Source organism: Streptomyces sp. NPDC048361 (genome assembly GCF_040651795.1).
Taxonomy (GTDB): Bacteria; Actinomycetota; Actinomycetes; order Streptomycetales; family Streptomycetaceae; genus Streptomyces.
Window position 1 is genome coordinate 144,926 of sequence record NZ_JBEZKW010000004.1, and the last position, 19,868, is coordinate 164,793.

At 70.4% G+C, this 19,868-nt stretch carries 19 protein-coding genes and 1 pseudogene; 15 read left to right on the forward strand and 5 right to left on the reverse strand.

The window, feature by feature from the left end; all coding sequences use genetic code 11:
- Positions 1-94: 94 nt before the first annotated feature.
- The 10 genes from AB0D31_RS03890 (at position 95) to AB0D31_RS03935 (ending at position 11,543) form a co-directional block, all read left to right on the forward strand.
- A complete protein-coding gene (locus AB0D31_RS03890; protein ID WP_362716563.1) occupies positions 95-1,054 on the forward strand; it encodes a hypothetical protein in 960 nt (319 codons plus the stop codon).
- A complete protein-coding gene (locus AB0D31_RS03895) occupies positions 1,051-2,067 on the forward strand; it encodes an aminotransferase class I/II-fold pyridoxal phosphate-dependent enzyme (RefSeq protein WP_362716566.1) in 1,017 nt (338 codons plus the stop codon). The genes AB0D31_RS03890 and AB0D31_RS03895 overlap by 4 nt, the downstream gene beginning before the upstream one ends.
- A complete protein-coding gene (locus tag AB0D31_RS03900) occupies positions 2,064-3,350 on the forward strand; it encodes a nucleotidyltransferase family protein (protein ID WP_362716569.1) in 1,287 nt (428 codons plus the stop codon). Before AB0D31_RS03895 ends, AB0D31_RS03900 begins: the two co-directional genes overlap by 4 nt.
- On the forward strand, positions 3,347-3,997 hold the full coding sequence (locus AB0D31_RS03905; RefSeq protein WP_362716572.1) for a class I SAM-dependent methyltransferase: 651 nt from the start codon (positions 3,347-3,349) through the stop codon (positions 3,995-3,997). Before AB0D31_RS03900 ends, AB0D31_RS03905 begins: the two co-directional genes overlap by 4 nt.
- 161 nt (positions 3,998-4,158) lie before the next feature.
- Positions 4,159-5,046, forward strand: a complete 888-nt coding sequence (locus AB0D31_RS03910) for a nucleotidyltransferase domain-containing protein (RefSeq protein WP_362716574.1) — start codon at positions 4,159-4,161, stop codon at positions 5,044-5,046.
- The gene (locus AB0D31_RS03915) at positions 5,043-6,515 is read left to right on the forward strand and encodes a condensation domain-containing protein (RefSeq protein ID WP_362716577.1); all 1,473 of its coding nucleotides are present in this window, start codon (positions 5,043-5,045) and stop codon (positions 6,513-6,515) included. The genes AB0D31_RS03910 and AB0D31_RS03915 overlap by 4 nt, the downstream gene beginning before the upstream one ends.
- Positions 6,512-7,837, forward strand: coding sequence for an ATP-grasp domain-containing protein (locus AB0D31_RS03920; protein ID WP_362716580.1), 1,326 nt, complete (start codon positions 6,512-6,514; stop codon positions 7,835-7,837). The genes AB0D31_RS03915 and AB0D31_RS03920 overlap by 4 nt, the downstream gene beginning before the upstream one ends.
- Positions 7,834-8,106, forward strand: coding sequence for an acyl carrier protein (locus AB0D31_RS03925; RefSeq protein WP_362716583.1), 273 nt, complete (start codon positions 7,834-7,836; stop codon positions 8,104-8,106). Before AB0D31_RS03920 ends, AB0D31_RS03925 begins: the two co-directional genes overlap by 4 nt.
- On the forward strand, positions 8,106-9,566 hold the full coding sequence (locus AB0D31_RS03930) for an amino acid adenylation domain-containing protein (RefSeq protein ID WP_362716586.1): 1,461 nt from the start codon (positions 8,106-8,108) through the stop codon (positions 9,564-9,566). Before AB0D31_RS03925 ends, AB0D31_RS03930 begins: the two co-directional genes overlap by 1 nt.
- Positions 9,567-9,650: 84 nt before the next feature.
- Positions 9,651-11,543, forward strand: coding sequence for an FAD/NAD(P)-binding protein (locus AB0D31_RS03935; protein WP_362716589.1), 1,893 nt, complete (start codon positions 9,651-9,653; stop codon positions 11,541-11,543).
- Between the two features lies 1 nt (position 11,544).
- On the opposite strand, the gene AB0D31_RS03940 is transcribed toward AB0D31_RS03935, so the two are convergent.
- The gene (locus AB0D31_RS03940; protein WP_362716592.1) at positions 11,545-12,405 is read right to left on the reverse strand and encodes an NAD(P)H-binding protein; all 861 of its coding nucleotides are present in this window, start codon (positions 12,403-12,405) and stop codon (positions 11,545-11,547) included.
- 107 nt (positions 12,406-12,512) lie between these two features.
- Here AB0D31_RS03940 and AB0D31_RS03945 point away from each other — a divergent pair, with 107 nt between their 5' ends.
- From AB0D31_RS03945 to AB0D31_RS03955, 3 genes are all read left to right on the forward strand, one after another.
- A complete protein-coding gene (locus tag AB0D31_RS03945) occupies positions 12,513-12,884 on the forward strand; it encodes a helix-turn-helix domain-containing protein (RefSeq protein WP_362716595.1) in 372 nt (123 codons plus the stop codon).
- Positions 12,885-13,164: 280 nt separating this feature from the next.
- Entirely contained in the window at positions 13,165-13,395 is a 231-nt protein-coding gene (locus AB0D31_RS03950) for a hypothetical protein (protein ID WP_362716598.1), read from the forward strand.
- A gap of 138 nt (positions 13,396-13,533) precedes the next feature.
- Positions 13,534-14,277 (forward strand): class I SAM-dependent methyltransferase, encoded by a 744-nt coding sequence (locus AB0D31_RS03955; RefSeq protein WP_362716601.1) that lies wholly within the window; start codon positions 13,534-13,536, stop codon positions 14,275-14,277.
- A 13-nt stretch (positions 14,278-14,290) separates the two neighbouring features.
- Here AB0D31_RS03955 and AB0D31_RS03960 read toward each other — a convergent pair whose 3' ends face one another.
- The 4 genes and pseudogenes from AB0D31_RS03960 to AB0D31_RS03975 all read right to left on the reverse strand — a co-directional run bounded on the left by AB0D31_RS03960 (position 14,291) and on the right by AB0D31_RS03975 (position 16,799).
- The gene (locus tag AB0D31_RS03960; RefSeq protein ID WP_362716603.1) at positions 14,291-14,941 is read right to left on the reverse strand and encodes a class I SAM-dependent methyltransferase; all 651 of its coding nucleotides are present in this window, start codon (positions 14,939-14,941) and stop codon (positions 14,291-14,293) included.
- A 154-nt stretch (positions 14,942-15,095) separates the two neighbouring features.
- Positions 15,096-15,602, reverse strand: a complete 507-nt coding sequence (locus AB0D31_RS03965) for a cytochrome P450 (protein ID WP_362716606.1) — start codon at positions 15,600-15,602, stop codon at positions 15,096-15,098.
- 46 nt (positions 15,603-15,648) lie between these two features.
- Positions 15,649-16,311, reverse strand: a pseudogene (locus AB0D31_RS03970) (cytochrome P450); the annotation flags it as partial.
- Between the two features lie 26 nt (positions 16,312-16,337).
- The gene (locus AB0D31_RS03975; protein ID WP_362716608.1) at positions 16,338-16,799 is read right to left on the reverse strand and encodes a UbiA family prenyltransferase; all 462 of its coding nucleotides are present in this window, start codon (positions 16,797-16,799) and stop codon (positions 16,338-16,340) included.
- A gap of 815 nt (positions 16,800-17,614) precedes the next feature.
- Here AB0D31_RS03975 and AB0D31_RS03980 point away from each other — a divergent pair.
- Positions 17,615-18,292: an SUMF1/EgtB/PvdO family nonheme iron enzyme gene (locus tag AB0D31_RS03980; RefSeq protein WP_362716610.1), complete on the forward strand. Its 678-nt coding sequence runs from the start codon at positions 17,615-17,617 to the stop codon at positions 18,290-18,292.
- Between the two features lie 214 nt (positions 18,293-18,506).
- Positions 18,507-19,685: an IS701 family transposase gene (locus AB0D31_RS03985; protein WP_362716699.1), complete on the forward strand. Its 1,179-nt coding sequence runs from the start codon at positions 18,507-18,509 to the stop codon at positions 19,683-19,685.
- Positions 19,686-19,868: the final 183 nt, after the last annotated feature.

Sequence of the window (19,868 nt, forward strand, 5' to 3'; positions counted from 1 at the left end):
TCGGTCAGGAGGGCACCATCCGCATGTACGACTCTCGGGCCGAGGCCGCTGCGCCCAGCGTTTGCTTCCGCACCCCACCCGTCCGGCGCCATCGGTGAGCGGCACGCTCTCCCCGCGACTGGGCATCGCGGTCCTGACTCCGGATCTCTTCATCACCGGCGCCTGGCCCGCTCTGGCCGAGCTCTTGACGGCCCGTCAGCTGCACGTCGCCGCCTTCACTGTCGTCGACGCCACCAACGCGACGATGGCCGCGCTGTACGAAGGCAATGTGTTCAAGGCCGGCCGCGCCCGTGTCACGTCGACCCTGGGCCGCACCCTGCCGCTGCTCGACATGAATGTCGCCGTGGCGCTCGCGGGACCGCCCGGCCACGATGTTCCCTCACTCCTCGACGAGGCCAAGGGGCCCAGCCAGCACGGCACACGTTCTTGCGACGCCCTGCGTGAGGCGAGCCCGATCGCGCATCGTTGCATGTCCCTGCTGCACACCCCGGACCCCGAGCTCGCAGGCCGGGATGCCGCGCTCCTGTTCGGCCCGGACGCCGTGCACCGTCTGGATCCGGGCGCGCGGGTGGATCACGGCGTCATCGGTGATCTGCGCGGCATGCGCTGCCCCGCCGACGAGCCGCACCCCTACGACATCGTGTGCCGCACCATCGTGCGGATCACCACCGTGTTGTCGCTCGACGCGCTGCTCGCGCTCGCGGGTTCCGAGGACCTGATGGCCGACCTGAGCCGCCGTGCGAAGGCGCTGGCCACGCAGTTGGCTGAGGTGAAGGCCGCGGATCTGCCGGGCGACCTCCGCTCGCGGCTGCACCCCCTCGCCGATCTGCTGCGGTCGGCCCCACCACGTCTGTCCGCGCCGTTCACGCAGGCCGGTGTGGTGGGAGCCGAGCTGGTGCGGGCCCTCAACGTCCTGCTCGATACCGCGAGCTGGTCCGAGCGCTCCGGTGAGCTGGTGGTGGCGGCGCTGGCCCGTGCCGGGCTCTTCGTATCGCCCTGGGAGCGGCACATGATCCTGGTCGCTCTCACCTTTCTGCCCCGGCCGCCCACATGAGCGGCCCGGCCGCGTCACTGGATCTGCGCGGCGCGCCGGGACCGTGGCCCGAGGCCCTCGCCCGGCGGTTCACCACGTGCCTGGCGGAAGCCGCCGCCGACGGATCGCCCGCCCGGGGAGCGCCACACTCAGGAAATGTCGCGCTGCGCGAGTGGCTGGCCGACAGGGAACAGGCCCCCGTCGACAAGCTCGTCATCACCACGGGTGTCCGGTCGGCGGTACGGGGCCTGGTCGCGCCGCACTGCTGCACCGTACTGGAGACGCCTACATTCTCCGGGGTGCCGATCTCACTGCGCCAGTTGGGTCTCACCTACCGCTGCGAGACGTGGGACGCGCTGCCCCAAGCGGTCCACGACGGGTGCGCCGTGTGGGTCACCTCCCCCTTCCGGTCCCCACTGGGCGATTCGCTCACCGATACGCAGCTGCGCCGGCTCGCCGAAGCCGCGCCGGGTGTCACCGTGGTGCAGAACCTGAGTTACGCGTGGATGGCTCCCCCGGCCGCTCCCCCGGCCGCGAAGCTCGACGGCGTCGCCTATGTGTCGGGACTCCACAAGATCGGCGGGCCCGGCGCACGCCTGGGATGGGCCGTCGCGGACGACGCCTACGCCCGTCTGGCGCCGGAGCTGCGCGGTGCCTCACCGGCGGCGTTGTGGCAGGACACATGGCTGCGTTTCCTGCGGGGCGGCGGCTTCGATGAACTCGTCGACTGGCGCCGCGCCATGGTCCAGCGCAACCGGCTCGCCTTCGTCGAAGCGCTGGGCGACTGCGCGAAGTACGCCGTCGAGGGCGAAGGCCCCAATCTGTCGATCGTGCACCCGGCCCTCGGTGAGACAGGCATGCGGTACGTCACCGAGGAACTGGCCGGCAGAGCCGTTCAGGTGTCTCCCGGCGGGGACTTCGCGCTGTCCTGCGGAATCCGTGTGAACGTCGACAATCTGCCGACCGAGACCTGCGTCCGCGCCGCCGAGGAGATCGAGTCCGCCGTCGTGCGGGCAGAAGGGAGATTTCTGTGAATCCCACCTGGCAGGACGCCGCCGACATCGGTCTCATGATGCTGCCGCCCCGGTCCGCAGTGGCGGCGGTGGAGCGCTGCGCCGACCAACTCGCCGCACTGGCCTCCCTGGTGGTCGCCCAGAAAGTGGCCGGCTCCGCACGGTGCCGCCTCAAGGAAGGCCCTCCGTCGGCAGCGGGCGAGAAGTTCCTCGCGCTCGTCGACGACGAGCGCGAAGCCGCGGACCGCCGGATGGCGACCATCCCCGCGCTCCTCGACGCCGTCGCGGCCGCAGCGGGCGCGTCCGGCATCGAGTGGTCACCCATGAAGGGCTGCAGCATCCGGCAGAGCTACCGGGATCCGCGGATGCGGGACGTGGGCGACGTCGACCTGTGGGTGCCCAGCGCCGACGACGCCTGGACGCTGTCGGAGACCCTGCTCGCGATGGACTACGTCTACGCCCCGTGGGAACTGCCCTGGTTCAAGAAGTCGGCGTCCGGCGAGCTCTACGGCCAGGTCAGAGTGGTACGGCTCGAACGTGACCGGGCCGCGGTCGACTTCCACATCGGGGCGTACTCGGTACGCCACTGCGGGACGATGCCGCTCGGCCGGCACCGCAAAGGACGCTTTCTCCCCGAGGACGACATCGCCGCCGTCTTCGGCAACGCCGCGGGCGACTGCATGCTGGACCTCAAGTCCGTCAACGACCTGCACGTGCTGCTGCCCCAGGTCACCAACGTCGCACGGATCCACACGCTCCTGGACCACGGCGGTCTTCTCCCCTTCCTGCGCGGCTGCCTCACCCGCATCCGCGGCCTCGCCGGTCTGCCCGCGAGCCTGACGGAGTCGCTCGACCGTCTGGAGCCCGCGCCCGGCCCCGAGGAGGACGTCCAGGTCACTCCCGCGCAGGCGGACCGGCTGCGGATCGCGCAGACCGTCACCCACGCCACGGAGATCGCCCTGCGCGACCACCCCGGGCAGGTCCGCGCGATCGTGGCCTCCGCCGCCGACGCCTACGGTTACGAGCATCCGCTCACGGTCCTGCCCCGGCCGGCCTACCGCGTGGGCCCCCTCGTGAGCTGGGAGTGCGTACGGCTCGTGCCCGTACAGGGGTCGGCACGACAACTGCCCGCCGGGACGCGGGCGGCCGACGTCGAGCATCCGATCCGGCTGCTGTCCCTCGACGACGGGGATCTCGTCACCGTCGGAGACCGCGTCTTCATCCCCACGGTCGACTTCCGCGTTCCCGAGGGCCTCGTCGCGGCCCTCCACGGTGCCGGACTCTCCGTCGACGTGGACGCATGACCGGCGTACGGTCCTGGTACGACGAGCGGCTGGCCGACGCCTACGACCGGGCCAACCCGTCGACCCGCCCGGGACTCCTTCCTGCCGCGGCCTGGCTGTCGGGCAGTGTGCCCGCCGGGGGGACCCTGCTCGACCTCGGCTGCGGAACGGGACGGGACCTGCCCGCCCTCACCCGCGACGGCGTCCACGTCATCGGCGTCGACATCGCCCTGCCGATGCTGCGTCTCGCCAGACGGCGTCAACACGCCTTGCTCTGTGCCGACTTGACGCGTCTGCCCCTGAGGGACGCGGTGGCGGACGCCGTGTGGTGCGTCGCCGCCTGGGTCCATGTCCCGCACCGGGAGCTGCCGTTGGCGGCGGCCGAGGTGGCCCGGATCCTGCGGCCTGGCGGGCACGCCGTGATCGGTGTGCAGCGCGGCTCCGGAGGAAACGTCGAACTCGACCCCTACCTCGGGGAAGTACCGAGGCTGATGGTGCGCTACGAGGAGGCCGAACTGATCTCGGCGCTCGGCGAGGCGGGACTGCACGCACTGCCCCTGGCCACGCAGGACGCCGAACTGCGCAAGTGGGTGACCACGCTCGTGGGGAAACCCCATGGCGCCGCGCAACGACCTGGCACCACACCCGAACCACAGGACACCGGATGACGTCACCGAGTCCGCCGCATGCGCCGTGTCGACGCCTCCGCACCGCAGGGCGCCGTGTCACCGCGTCCGCCGTACGGCGCCGGTCCAGCCCCGTACGACGCCCGCACCCTGTCCCACTACGTAAGGAACCCGCACCACGTCCCCCTACGTAAGGAAGGCGCATGCTCGCAACCTCATCGCCCCACCCGGTGCTGGAGACCCTGTCCAGCCGGAATCTGCTGCCCGCGCGGTGCCGAGCCGTCTACCTGACCGGGTCGCGCGTCCGCGGCTGGGACAACGTCGCCAGCGACGTCGATGTCGTCGTCGTCTCGCCCCAACCCTTCACGCCGCCGGTGGACGCGGCCGAGCTGGTGGGACAGGGCGCCCTGCGGATCCGGCACGCGAAGGTGTCCATCGAGGGCCGCGACCACGACCTCGAGTACTGGACCGAGGACCAGGTCGGCGCGCTCCTGCGGAAGGTCTCGTGGCAGGTCTTCGAGCTGGGGCAGGGGCAGGAACGCCAGTTCATGGTCTACGAGATCAACTTCCTCGACCGGATCACGCATGCCCTCGCCCTGCATGGTGAGCCGGCCCTCCATGCGTGGCAGGAGACCCTGCGGGCCTCCGCGTTCCGGGCCGCGCGCGTCGCCTACTGGCTGCACGAAGCCCGCAACTACCGTGCCGCCAGCCAGGGGCAGCTCGCATCCGGTGACGTGCACAGCGCGACCCTGTGCGCCCGGCTCACCGTCGAGTGCGCCGTCGACGCGCTGCTGGCCCGGCACGGCCAGCTCAGTGCCAGCGGAAAGTGGCGCGCCCGCCGCTTCATGGAGATATCCCCCGGCACGCTCAGCTTCGAGCGGTACTGGCGCCTGCAGACACTGGACGGCTTCGACGACGCCCACCCCGAGGCGTGGATATCTGCGGCGCTGAACGAGGTGTCCCCCGTCGTCGAGGAGACCGACGCCTGGCTCCGCGCCGAGCACGCGCGCAACCACGGTGCCGCCTGCGGTACGGCCGGCGCGGCGGAAACCGCTTCGGATCACGACGAGACCGGTGAGGTGCGGCCATGACCCAGCGACCCGACACACATCCGAGCCGTTGCTCGGTGACCCAGGAGCACCGTCTGCTCTTCAACCGCCGGATGAACGACGGCCGCACCCAGCCGGTGTGTGCCGCCTACGTCATCGACGGACCTCTCGACGTCGCGAAGCTTCGGGCGGCACTGGGGACACTGGCCCGTCGGCACGACGCACTGCGCATGTACTTCCCGGTCGGCGACGACCCGCTGGCCATGGCGGTACGCCCCGACGACGAGGCGTCCTGGCCGCTGGAGGTGGTGTCGCTGCTCGACCTGCCCTCCGGTGACGAGCGCGACGGCCGCGCCCAGACGCTTCTGGAAGCCTTCTGCGACCGGCCGTTCGACCTCGCGTCGGGCCCCCTGGTGGCCGCACTCCTCATCCAGATCTCGGAGCGGCGGAACATCCTGGGCCTGACCCTCGAACACCTCGTCTGCGACGGCATCAGCCAGACGCTCCTGTTCGAGGAGCTGAGCGGCCTGATGGCCGGCCCCGCCCCCCTGACCTCGGCCTCGTCCGCCTCCTCGACCTCGTCCTCGGTCTCGACCGGACAAGGCGGCCCGGCGGCATGTTACGCGGCGTACAGCGAGAAGCAGCGCCACGCCCTGGGCCCGGACTCGGCACCCGTACGGTTCTGGAACGAGCAGTTCCATCAGCACGGTGTCTATCCGCCGACACTGCGCCCGAGCGACAAGCTCGCCCCCGCACCACTCACGACCGGGCCCTCCGCACATGTCGAGGTCGAGCTGCCCGCCGCGTTCTCCGAACACCTCAAGGAGATCACGGCGGCCACCCGCACCACCCCCTTCATGGTCTACCTCTCTCTTCTCACCTACGGCCTCCGCGACGGCCTCCTCGACGACTGGCTCGGCGTGGTGTTCATGGAATCCGGTCGCCGGGGCGCGGAAACCCGGCGGCTCATAGGCAACTTCGCCTTCGAGCTCTGCGCCTGGACCCCGCTCGACCCCGACGACGGCATCCATGACGTACTCGGCCGGGTGCGCGACTCGGTGGCCACGTCGATCGGACACGCCCTGCCGCTGTGGTGGGCGACTCGCCGCTATGTGTCGCGGGAGGGGGCCCGCGAGACGTTCGACCCGTCGCGCCTGGACGAGCGGTTCACCACGCCGTGGATGTACTTCTCGGTCTCGGATCCCCGGGCCAACCCCCTCAAGCTGCCCGACGCGCAGGTGGAGCCCTATCCGGCTCGGGTCGAGATTCCGTATATGAGGACCCCGCTGCTGATGGCGACCGCGGTGGCGGGGGATGCGTCGACCAAGCTGTCGTTCGACTTCGCGCAGGGCGGCTACGACCCGGCCGCACTGGAGTCCGTCCTGGCGTCGGCAGCCGCCGCGGCGGCGGAGTTGGCCGCATCGCCGTCACGGTCGGCGTCACCAGCGCCACCTTCGCCGTCACGGTCGGCGTCACCATCGTCACCGCCGTCACCGCCGTCGGTCCGATGATCATCGTTCCGTACGCTGCCGGGGGTTCCGCCTCGCCGACCGAGACGGCACGGGCGTGCGCCCCCTACGGCGGCCCGGTGTTCGTCGTCGGCACGTCGAGTCCGCTCGACGAGCAGGCCCGCACCGTCCTGGCGCGCGCGGGCCGGGTCATCGTGTCCGACGATCCGGCCGAGGTGATCGCCCTGCTCGCGGACACCCCGGTCGACGGCGTCGTGACGTTCGCGGACGCGGCCCTGGAGGTCGCCGCCGGACTCGCCGAGTTGCTCGGTCTGCCGTACCACACCCCACGGACCGCGGCCCTCCTGCGGGACAAGTCGGCCCAGCGGCGGCGCCTGAACGAGGCCGGCGTCGGGCACGTCCCCGTCGTGTGGTCGGGCCCCGGCGCCGAACTCATCCCCTTCGGCCCAGGGGCGTACCCCGTCGTTCTCAAGCCACGCAACGGCGCGGGCAGCGAGCAGTGCATGATCCTCGAAGGCCCGGAGAGCCACCGTACGGCGGCCGCACAGCTCGATCCGGCGCGCGAGTATGTCGCCGAGGGCTACATCCCCGACGGAGCGCCGCTTGCCCGGCACCTCGCCAACTTCCTCTCCGTCGAGAGCGCCGTGCATGACGGACACATCGTCCACCTGGGGATCAGCGGCCGGCTGCCGCTGGCGCCACCGGTCCGCGAGAGCGGCTGTGTCTTCCCCGCACCGCTCTGCCCCACGACGGCCGCGCAGGTCACAGCGCTGGCCAGCCGCGCGATCCGAGCCCTCGACATCACCCTCGGTATGATCCACACCGAGATCAAGCTCGCGCCTGAAGGACCCGAGATCATCGAGGTCAACGGCCGTCTCGGCGGCTACTTCGGGGTACTGATGCCGCTGGTCGGGCTGGCCGAACCGGTCGCACTCGCCGTCCGGATCGCCGCCGGGGGCCCGCCGCCGGAGCCCCGGACCGCCGAAGGCAGTGCTTTGGTCCTTCTGCGGCAGCCGCCGATGGAGGCCCGCACCGTGCTCCGGGCGCCGGCGACCCGTGACGTCGTCGCGATGCCGGGCGTCGTCCGCGCGAAGCAGTGGGCGCGGATGGGAAGCCCCTTGGACTGGCGCGTCGGCACCGCCGGCATGGTGCTTCAGGTGTGGATGCGGGGTGCGGACTGGTCCGGCCTGAGCAGCGACTACGTGCAGCTGACGGACTTCCTCGACCGAAGCCTGTCCTACGGGTACGCGAGTGACGGGGATGCAGGTGACGGGGATGCAGGTGACGGGGATGCAGGTGACGGGCACGCCAATGACACCGGGACAGCGCCCGTGCACGACATCAGCGAAGGGATCAGAGGATGAGCGGCGAACCGGACCAGTACGTACCGGAGATGTGTGAGATCTGGGGTGCCGTCCTCGACGGTCCCGTCGGCCCAGACGACGACTTCTTCACGCTCGGCGGCGACTCGCTGGTGGCCGTGGAGATCGAGATCCAGGTGGAGCAACGGCTGGGCCTGGAGATCGACTTCGCCGACTTCTTCGCCGCGCCCACTCCCCGTCAGCTGACTCTGACCGCCCACGCCCGCTCCATCGACGGTAACCAGACCGGCGCCGGCCTGGGACAGCCCTGATGGACCGCCTCACTGAACTGCTGTACGCGCGGGCGGATTCGGACCCCGACGGTGCCGCGCTCGGCGAGCGGGGGCGGTCGCTGACGTATCGTCAGTTACTTGTCGACGTCGTGGATCGTGCCGCGAAGCTGACCGCACTCGGGTATCCGCCCGCCACGCCCGTGGCGGTGAGCGTCACGCGTGACATCGACTCCGTACTGACGATCCTGGCAGTCCTGGAGGCGGGCTACGCGTATGTACCGGTCGACGCCCAATGGCCGTCCGCCCGGCGGGAGTTCGTGCTCGCGGACGTGGGAGCGGCCGCGTTCATCGACCCCGCCACCGGGCAGGTGACCGAGCTCCCGAGGTGTGCGCGGACCGGCCTGGACCCGTCGACGGCCTACGTCCTGTACACCTCCGGGTCCACCGGCCGCCCCAAAGGCGTGGCGGTGAGCCACGCCGGCGTACTGTCGCTGCTGCAATCAGCCACCCCGCTGTTCCGGTTCAAGGCCTCGGACGTCTGGACCGTGTTCCACTCCCTGTGCTTCGATTTCTCCGTCTGGGAACTCTGGGCACCGCTGTTCACCGGCGCCCGCGCCGTGATGGTGGGTGGCCGGGAGGCGAGGAGCCCCGCCAGGCTGTGCGACCTGGTCCGGTCCGAGCGGGTGTGCGTCCTGAACCTGGTCCCCTCGCTGTTCCACCGTTTCATGGACGCCTGCGCCGCGCGCGAGTGGCCCCAACTGCCTTTGCGAACTGTCGTATTGGGCGGTGAGGCCATCGACCGGCAGCAGTGTCTGCGGTGGATCCGGCATCAGCCGCACGTCCCGCTCGTCAACATGTACGGCATCACCGAGGCAACCGTGCACACCACTTTCAAGCGGCTCACCGAGGACGATCTGTCCGGCCCCTCCGCGCACACCCCCATCGGTCGCCCGCTCGACACCCTGGATGTCCGCCTCGTCGACGAAGCGGGGGCCGCCGTGGCTCCCGGGCGGGTCGGAGAGATCGCCATCTCGGGGGCCGGGGTCGCGGTCGGCTACGTGAACAATCCCGAGGAGAACCGGCGCCGGTTCGTCGAGCTGGACGTCGACGGCACCCGTGCACGCTACTTCCGCACCGGCGACCTGGCCCGCTCCGAAGGGCTCGAACTGTTCTATGTCGGCCGCGCGGACGCCCAGTTGAAGGTGAACGGGCACCGGATCGAGGCGGGCGAGATCGAGGCCGCACTGCGCGCGCACCGCGCCGTACGCGACTGTGCGGTCCTGGGCACCGCCGGCCCGAACGGCACGGCCCGGCTGGCCGCGCTCATCGTCACCGACGGCCGGGAGGTGACACCGGCCGAACTACGTACCCACCTCTTGGACCACGTTCCCACCTACATGATCCCCAGCGTGATCACCTTTGTAGACGCGCTTCCCCTCGGCGAGAACGGCAAGCTCGACCGCACGGCGTGCGGACACTTGCTTGACGGGCCTGGCTGAGGCGTACGCCTGGACACGTACTGGACCCGCACTCGACCTGAGCCGACCTGACGGCAGAGCCCTCGGAAGCGAGATCGGATGGACATGGCCGCAGACTCCGTTGTGTTGGCGTACCGCATCGCCGTGGTCGGCAGCGGACCTCGCGGGCTCGCCGTGCTCGAACGACTCGCCGCCCGGCTCCTCGACTGCCCGGCCGGCGGCCCGGTCGAGCTCTTCCTGATCGACGCGCACACGCTCGCGGGGGGCCGCGTGTGGCGGCCCGATCAGCCGGACTGGTTCCTGATGAACACCGCGGCGCGGGAGATCACCATGTTCTCGGGCGCGCCGGACGGTGGCCCCGCGCGCCCCGGCGCCGGCCCGTCGTTCGCCGAGTGGTGGGCCACCGCGGACCCGGCGTCCGCGAGACCGGACGGCTACGCGCCGCGCGCCCGGTACGGGCACTACTTGCAGTACCTCCTGGACGCGGTCGCCGGATCGCTCCCTCCACGTGTCCACCTCCACCAACTCCGGGACCGCGTCGAGGACTTGGCGCCGGCCGGCGCGGGTTACGTGCTGTGCCTGGCGCAGGGCGGCAGCCTGGCCGTCGACAAGGTCGTGCTCGCCACCGGCCACACCCTTCCGAAGCTGGGGCCCGCGGAACAACGACTGTACGACTTCGCCCGGGAGAGACCGCACCTTCATTACATGCGGGGTGACTCGGCGGCCGACATGCCGCTGGACGCCGTTCCGGCGACCGCGACGGTGGGGATCATCGGGCTCGGCCTGTCCTTCTACGACGTCGTCATGGCGCTGACGGCCGGGCGTGGCGGACGGTTCGCCGAGACCGCCGACGGCGCGGTGACCTATCACCCCAGCGGGGCGGAGCCGGTGATGCTGGCCGGCTCCCGCAGTGGGATGCCGGTGTTGGCACGCGGCTTCGACCAGCGGCCGGCGGACGCGATCCGCAAGCCCCTGCTGTTCACCGAGGAGAGGGTGCTGGCAGGCGCGGACCGAAGATCCCTCGACTTCCGCCGTGATGTCTTTCCCCTGCTGGTGGCCGAGATGGACCTCGCCCACCACGCGACCGTGCTCCGCGGCGCTCGCGGCCCCGCGGCGGAGGCGGAGTTCCTGCGCGAAGTCTCCGCCACCGCCGAGCACGGCCATCCGGACGTCTGCGTTCTCGCCGGGCGCCACGGCATCGGCGTACACGAGCACTTCGACTTCGAGGAGTCGCGGCGCCCCTTCACTGGTCGGCACTTTCCCGATCAGCACGCCTTCCGCAGAGAGCTGGAACGCCACCTGCGCACGGACATCGACCGTACGGTGCGCGGCAACTACCTGGACCCGTTCAAAGCGGCGGTCCAGGTCATCCGCGACGCCCGCTCCGTGATCCGCTCGCTGGTGGACTACGGCGGCCTGAAGGCGTCCTCCCACGAACACGATCTGGTCCGATGGTTCTCCCCGGCGACGGTGTTCCTGGCGGCGGGCCCTCCCCTGCACCGCGCGCGTGCCCTGTTGGCGCTGGTGGAATGCGGTGCGCTGCGCGTGGTCGGCCCGGAGGCCCGGTTCACCGCGGAGCCCGCGTGTGGTCGTTTCGTCGTGGAGTCCCCCCAGGTCGGCCGGTCACGCACCGAGGTCGACATCGTCATCGACGCGCGCATCCCGATCCCGAACGTGGCCGCCGACACCTCGCCCCTCACCCGGCGGCTGCTCGAACGCGGGATCTGGACCGAGTTCGTCAACAGCCGTGGTGCGCCGGGATCGGAGGCTTTTCGCTCCGGCGGGGTCGCGATCACGGATGTGCCCTTCCACCCGCTCGATCGGACCGGAGTTCCCGACACCGGGCTCTACGTCATCGGGATTCCCACGGAACACACCCGCTGGGGCACCCAGGTAGGGAACGGCACACCCGGCCCGTGGAACAAGTTCATCCGGCACGCCGACGCCATCGCCGAGCACGCACTGGCCCCATGCCGCGAGCGCGCCGAGCCGGCCTGACCTATGCGGGGGCGACGCCGTCCTGGCGGAAGGCGTCGATGGTGCGGGCCACCCAGTCTCCGAACGAGCCCGGAGCACGACCGAGGACGCGTTCGACGTCCGGGCTGATCTCGAGTTCCGCGGCGTTGGGTGCGGAGATGATGTCCAGGGTGTCGTCGGCGAGTTCCGCCGGTACGAAGCGCGTCATCGCCTCCTTGGCTTCAACACGGCTGAGTTCATGGAACCGCACCGGTGTACCGAGTGCGGCGGCGATGGCCTCCGTCTGATGACGCGGCGTCACCACGGCTGGACCGGTGAGGGTGTAGACGCCGCCGGCGTTCCGGTCGTCCAGCAGGCAGGCTGCCGCGACGTCGGCGATGTCGGTCGGGTCGACGACCGGAACCCCGACGTCGCCGAAGGGCGCGGCGACCACCCCGTGCGAGCGGACGGACTCCGCCCAGACGAAGGCGTTGGAGGCGAAGCCACCTGGCCGCAGGATCGCCCACTCCAGACCCGACCCCCTCAGTTTGTCCTCCAGGGCGCGCATCGCGACCCTCGTCGGGCCGAGCGGCCTGGTGGCCACGCCCTGCGAGGACAACAGGACGACCCGGCGAACGCCGTGGGCCGCGGCGAGGTCGACGATGTCGCCCGGCCGGGCGTCGGAGGCGTGCAGGTCGCCGGAGAGCAGGAGGAACACCGCCTTCGCCCCGTCCAGCGCGGGCGCCAGGCTCGCAGGCTCGGCGAGGTCTGCCGTCAGATGCCGAACCCCGTCCGGCATCGCTGCGGCGCGTCGCGACACCGCCGTCACCTGCTCGCCCGCCTCGGCCAGCGCCTGCGTCAAAGGCCGGCCCACGTTCCCGGTCGCCCCAGTCACCACAATCATGTTCAGCTCCTCATCCGTGGCGCACCAAGTCGTTGTGCACCAAGGGCGTTGACGCTAGGAGGAAGGCTTACTTTTCGTAAGGACATACCCAGAGGTAAGCTCCGGACATGACGGAAGGCGCGCAGCTGACGCAGGTCGAGACGGGCCCCCGGTATGACGTGTTTCACACGGACTGCCCCGCGCGCACCGTGGTCGACCATGTGACCAGCAGGTGGGGCATCTGGGTACTGATCTCCCTGCGCAGCAACGACCTCCGATTTTTCGAGCTGCGCGACAGCATCCGCGGCATCAGCGAGAAAATGCTGTCCCAGACCCTGCGCGCCCTGCTCAAGGACGGCCTCATCCGTCGCGAGGTCGAGCCGACGACGCCGCCTCAAGTCACCTACGGGCTGACGGAGTTCGGCCAGGAACTCGGCGAGCCGCTGACCGACCTCTTCGACCGGATCACCCGGCGGTTGCCTCAGCCAGGCACGGAGTAGCCCCGTCCCGCCGACGGCGGAAGTCGGCGGAAGGCGCCGGATTCCGGGGGCGGGACGATGTGCGGCCGCGCAGGCGATGGACCCGTCAGCCCGGGTTCCGGCCGAGCGAGTCGGGCGTGCGGCAGGGTGAGCGACTACATCACTGCCGGCCCCGCCCCGGCGAGTACATCACTGCCCACCCCGCCACACCAGGGACCGTCACGCTCGGTCACGGCTACCTCACCCGCAACGCGGCAGGTCGGCTTTGCATCGTAAATCGAACATGCGATCTAATCGAGCCATGAACCCCAGCGCCTTCCCCAGCGACCTCGTGGAGGCTCAGACCGCCTGGTACGCCACGTACTGGGAGCTCGCCACCGCCGCACCCGCCGTCAGTACCGCCGCGCACCGCCGACGCCTCCAGGACCTCTCCCGGCGCATCGCCGGGCACCCCTACTGGCAGACCCCCGCAGGAACGCCCGCGGCCCGGATGGCCCTCAAGGAGCTCGCCCGCGTACGGGTCCAGCCGTGAAGCGGCGCCCCGGATTCCCCGCCGCCTCCGGGAACGATGTCATCCGCCGGACCATGTCGTCCCCGCGGAAGGGCGGGGCAGCGAGGGGAGAGTAATTGCCTCGACAGCGTGAGTCCGGACGCGGCACAGTGGCCGGTCGTGACCAGCAGCAAACTGTGGACCCGTGCGACCGCCGACCGCTACGACGCCGAGGAGACCGAGATGTCCTCGGCCGCCGTACTCGGCCCGACCCTCACCTTCCTCGCCGAACTCGCCGGAGACGGGCGGGCGTTGGAGTTCGCCATCGGGACCGGACGGGTAGGCGTCCCACTCCGTGAACGCGGCGTGCCCCTGGCCGGCATCGAGTTGTCCGAGCACATGGCGGCGGCCCTGCGGCGCAAGATCGACGAGGACACGCTTCCGGTGACCATCGGGGACATGGCCACCACCGTGGTCCCCGGCGAATTCACCCTGGTGTACCTCGTCTACAACACGATCACGAATCTGCTCACCCAGGACGAGCAGGTCGAGTGCTTCCGCAACGCCGCACGCCATCTGGCGCCGGGCGGCCGATTCGTCATCGAGGTGGGAGTACCGCCGCTGCGGTTCCTGCCGCCCGGCCAGGTCGCGGTCCCCTTCGACGTGTCCGAGCGGCATCTCGGCTTCGACACCTTCGACCTGGTCGAGCAGGTGCTCGTCTCCCACCACTACAGCCGCGACGGGGACGGCGGCCACTACCGAGGCGACACCTCCCGGCACCGATACGTCTGGCCGGCCGAGCTCGATCTGATGGCGCGGATCGCCGGGCTCGCCCTGGAACGCCGTGTCGCGGACTGGCACGGGGCGCCGTTCATCCAGGACTCCACGAAGCACATCTCCGTATGGCGCAAGCCGGCTGCCTGAGTCGGCCTTCTGCTCACTGGGACAGGTGTCGATCCCCATCGGGGCGCAGGCAGAGATAGCTCCAGGTCACACCCTGGCGTCCATGGGGATCCTCGCGCTCGGCCCGGTGGACGAGGTCCAGTCCGTGTGAGCGGGCCAGCTCCACCGTCTCCAGCGCGGAGACGGGGAACATGCGGCGGCCGGCCGGAACCGGGCCGTGGCGCAGGGAGAGGATCACTCGACCGTCGTGACCGAGGAGACCGGCCAAGCGGCTCATGGCCGAAGCGCGTTGCCGTGCGTCGAGGTGCATCCACACGGCGGTCAGCAGGATCAGTCCGAAGCGGCGGCCCCGTGCGGTGAGAGCGGGCAGATCCGGAAGTGCGTCGTCGACCCATTCGATCTGCCGGTCGGCGTGGAGAGTTCTGCCGAGAGCACGCAGCTCGGCCGTGGGTTCCGCGGCCACGACCTCGTGTCCGAGGGCAGCCAGCGCCGCCGCGTCCCGCCCGCTGCCCGCCCCGATGTCCAGTACCGAGGTCGGTGTGGTGGGGAACAGCTGAAGTACCTCGCGGTGCACCTCCTCGAAGGTGACGCTCTCGTACAGCGCGGCGAGGGCCTCGGCGGCCTCGCCGTATCCGGCGGTGCCGGGAACGTCCGGTGGCCGCTCGCTGGTTGTCCCACTGTCCATGGTGACGAACCTTACGTCGTGGCCGGACTCCGTGGCGATCGCAGCGACACCGGGGTCATGCGCAGCCCCGCCGGCGCGAGCGCGAGCCGGGCGTGCGGACGTACGCGGCTTTTCGGCGCCGGGAGCAGTCGCCGGCGGGACGCGATGGCGCTGATCAGGATGTGCCCTCGGCCAGCGCGAAGGTGTCGCCAAGACACTTGCGGCGTCCGGAGCTGAACGGGATGTAGGCGTGGCGGGTGGCCGGGCCGGGCGGAGTGTTCCAGCGATCGGGGTCGAAGCGTTCGGGGTTGGGGAAGCTCGGGCCGTGGTGGAGTTGGTAGGCGCTGAAGAAGAAGTCGGTGCCCGCGGGGAACCGGTGCCCGTCGAGAGCCATCTCGGCGGTGCTCACCCGGGTCAGCAGCGGGGCCGGCGGGTACAGGCGCAGCACTTCGAGCAGGACGTTGCGGGTGTACGGCAGCGACGGAAGGTCGGCGGCGGTCGCCGTGGCGCCCGCCAGGACGTCTTCCAGCTCGGCGTGGAGGCGGGCCTCGACGTGCGGGTGCCGCGCCACGAGGTGGAAGAGCCACGCCACGGTCGCGGCGGGGGTTTCGGCGCCGGCGATCAGCAGGGTGATGACCTGGTCGCGCAGCTCCTCGTCGGTGAACCCCGGGCCCTGCGGCATCCTCCGCGGCCAGCAGCGTGGTCAACGCCCCACCCGCCGAAGGGGACTTGCGTGCCGCGGCGACCACGTGGTCCGCGGCGGCCCGCGCCGCGTCACGGGCACCGTTGAAGCGCCGGTTGCTCGCGGTGGGCAGCTGGTGGAGCCAGGGGTGGGGCAGGGCCGCGCGGAGGAAGACACCGGCGATCAAAACCCTTATGTGGGTGGAGAGTTGGTCTGCCTCATGAGGATCGATGGTGGGCAGCAGGGCGCGGATCAGGACCCGCATCGTGGTGGTGGTCAGGTCGGCCAGGAGATCGACCTCCTCCGCAGGTCGCCAGGACTCGGCGAGAGTCTCGGCCTCCTCGCCCATCACGGTGGCATAGCCACCGATGCGGGCGGCGCCGAAAGCGGGCTGCATCAGGCGGCGTTGGCGCCGGTGGTTGGCGTCGGTGGCGGTCCCCAGGTCGTCGCCCAAGAGGTCGCGGCCCCGGTCGAGCAGGGGGCCGCCCTTGTCGAAGGCGTGGGAGAGGAGCAGGGTCTGTACCAGGTCCGGGCGGCAGATCAGGTAGGCGGGGCGGGGACCCACCTTCAACCGCTGGACCGGGTCCCCTCCCCCGCACCGGATCAACCAGGGCAGCGAGCCGTACAGGAGGCGCGGGGTGTGTCCGAGCAGGGGCAGGGCACCCGGCGCGATCGAGACCCCGTCGCGCGTCCGGCGTTCACGTGTCATCTCTGGGCTCCTGGGCCTGCGTAGGGTCACAAGGTGATGGACGCGGCGACCACGATGGCGGCGTACCAGTACTCGAAGCGCCGGTAAGTGCCCTGGTCGTAGGCGGAGTTACGGCGTCGCGGGACGCGCCAGGCGATGGTCCAGCACAGAGCCGCGGTCACGGTTTCGGCGATCCATGCCTTGGCGTCGCCGGTCGAGGCACGGATGATCAGGAAGTGGTCCGCGAACGGGAGGAGCACGAAGCCCACGCAGAGGAATGTGCGGGTGAAGGGCTCTCCGAAGGCGAGGGGGAACGTCGTGCGGCCGGTGGCCGCGTCGCCGTGCAGGTCGCGCAGATCCTGGACGGGGATCAGGAAGAAGGCGGACACGGCCAGGGTCACCACCCAGCGCCAGGCTTCCCCGGTGAGCGGGGCGGGGCCGAGCATGAGGGGGATGCCGAGGCCGATGACGGCGTTCTTCACCACCCAGCGCCGAGCGCCGAGCGCCACCCAGATTGTGCAGCAGGGTCACGGCTTCCCAGACCAGGGCCCACTGCCACACCCCAAGTGCCCAGCCCACCAAGGGAAAGACCAAGAAGGTGACCACAGCGCGCCGAATGGTGGCCCGCCGAGTGGCCTCTCCCGTCACCAGCGGGCGGAAGGGCTTGTTGAGCTGGTCCTCGCGCAGACCTGCCAGCTGATTGGTCAGGCAGAAGGCGTAGAGGTAGAGCCAGAAGTAGACAACGGAGCCCGCGACGACGGCAGCGATGCGCCCGGCCGGAAGGTGGTGGTGAACCGCCACCCCCAAGGTCATCAAGGCCCTCGGACAAAACCCGGACTACACAACGTTCCTGACGAACCGCCAGCTCAGCCACGGCTCGCGGCGCAGCTGTCGCAGCAGGGGTCGGAGGGTCCCCGGGTGCCGAGCGGTGGGCCGCCCGCGTCACGGGTTTCCCGAGCGTCAACACGTACTCGTCCATCGTGATGCACTCCCGCAGCACCCTCGCGCACTACTGCCCCCAAGACATCCCCCCGCCACACTTACGCACGCAGGACATACCCCGTAGGCCGGGCCGGCAAAGCGTCGCAGCGGGGGCGCTCGCGGCGCGGGGGTGGCGGGAGGAACCTCGCAGCGCGGGCCGCAGCGGGGGAATGCGCAGCGCAGACGGTGCTCGCCACGCCCCTACGGGTCCCCGGCCGTCTATGCGAACTACCGGCGGGGGAAAGTGGATACGAGCCCCACATGCGTATGGGTACGAGCCCCGCATGTGTGTGGGCACAGATCCCGCTTTCCTCCAGAACTCGCCTCGATGCGATCATGTGCCATGGACGCAATTGCGGTGAAGACGATCGCCATCCCGCCGGGACGGGTAACGCTGTCGGACCGGCGGACGCAGCGCAGCTGGTCGGTCGAGCTCGCGCCGTACGAGCTCGCGGCGTTCCCGGTCAGCCAATCCCTGTACGCACAGGTCACCGGCGAGCGGCCGAGCGCGGCCCAAGGGGACGGCCTACCCGTGGAGAGCGTGTCCTGGTGGGACGCGGTCCGCTTCTGCAACGCCCTGTCCCGACGCGCGGGCCTCACACCGGCGTATCACCTCCACGCCAACGGCGAAGACATCGAGTGGGACGCGTCCGCCGACGGCTACCGGCTGCCGACCGAAGCCGAATGGGAGCACGCCTGCCGTGCCGACACGACCGGTCCCCGCTACGGCCCCCTGGACGAGATCGCCTGGCACCGCGGCAACTCGGACGAGCGGGTCCACTCCGTGGGCGGCAAGCGACCCAACCCCTGGGGCCTGTACGACATGCTCGGCAACGTGTGGGACTGGTGCTGGGACGTCTACGACGCCGAGGTCTACGGCGCGTACAGGGTGCTGCGCGGCGGTGGCTGGTTCGACGAGCACTGGAGCTGCCGTGTCTCGGCACGACGCCGCAGCCACCCCACGTTCCAGGTAGACGATGTGGGATTTCGCGTCGCGCGTTCCTGTGGCCCGACCGTCTAATACTCCAGCAGTACTTCGTGGCTTGACCTGGGGAAACGTCGAGCGGTGGGAGTGTAGCGGGCAGGATGCCGTCACGGACTGCTTCTGCCCGCATGCCCCTCGAAGGAGTGCCCACGACGGTAGGGCCGACCTGCGAGCTGGGAAGCCTCGGGTTGTGATCACCGAACAGGCAGCCGAGACCTGGGACCGCGACCTGGACCACCTCTTCACCACCATGGGGCACCACTTCGGCCGCGTCGAACCACGCCGCCGCATGCGGGACTACGTGCGCGCACTGCTCGCCCCGGTAGCCCGCAAGAACAGCTGGCAACTTGCCGAACACGCCGGTCATGCCACCCCGGACGGACTGCAGCACCTGCTCTCCCGGGCCCGCTGGAACCCCGACCACATCCGCGACGACCTGCAGACCTACGTTGCCGAACACCTCGGCCGCCCCAGCGGGGTACTGATCATCGACGACACCGGATTCCTGAAGAAGGGCACCACCTCCGCCGGCGCCCAAAGGCAGTACTCCGGCACCGCAGGCCGCACCGAGAACTGCCAGATCGGCGTCTTCGCCGCCTACGCCAGCGCAGCTGGCCGCGCCCTGGTGGACCGCGAGCTCTACCTGCCCAAGTCCTGGACCGACGACCGCGACCGCTGCCGCGCGGCCAAGGTCCCCGAGCAGAGAGAGTTCGCCACCAAGAACGCCCTCGCGGCGACGATCGTCCGCAGGGCGCTGTCCTCGCCCCTGCCGATCGCCTGGGTCACGGCAGACGCCGCTTATGGACAGGACAACCGCTTCCGCCGGATGCTGGAAACATCCGGCGTCCGCTACGTCCTGGCCGTCCCCAAGTCCCAGTTCTCCCTGGCCGGCCCACGCATCGACAGGGCCTTCGAGCAGGCCCCCGACCAGGCATGGGAACGCCGTTCCTGCGGCGCGGGCGCGAAGGGGCAGCGTGAATACGACTGGGCGGCTGTCCAGTTGCGCCCAGTGGCCGAGTACGACCACCAGGACGGCGCGCTCAACCGTCGACGGTGGGCGCTGGCACGGCGCAGTCTGAGCCGGCCGGACGAGATCGCCTACTACCTCGGATACGCACCGTTGGATGTCGGAGTGGATGAACTGGTGCGGGTCGCCGGCGCCCGGTGGGCGATCGAGGAATGTTTCCAGGCAGCGAAGAACGAGTGCGGCCTGGACGAGTACGAAGTCCGCCGCTACGTCGGCTGGTACCGACACATCACCCTGGCCATGCTCGCCCACACGTTCCTCGCGGCGATGAGCGCGCGAGCAGCCGAAAAAGGGGATCCGCCAGTGAGGCTGCCGTGGTCATCGAGCTCACCGTGGCGGAAGTGCGGCGACTGCTGGCAGCTCACGCACCCCGAGACCTTCGCACCCGCACCCATGCGTTGAGCTGGTCGCACTGGCGCCGCCGACGCCAAGCAGTGGCCCGCTGCTGCCACTATCGCCGTCGTGGGCACTCCTTCGAGGGGCATGCGGGCAGAAGCAGTCCGTGACGGCATCCTGCCCGCTACACTCCCACCGCTCGACGTTTCCCCAGGTCAAGCCACGAAGTACTGCTGGAGTACTAATACT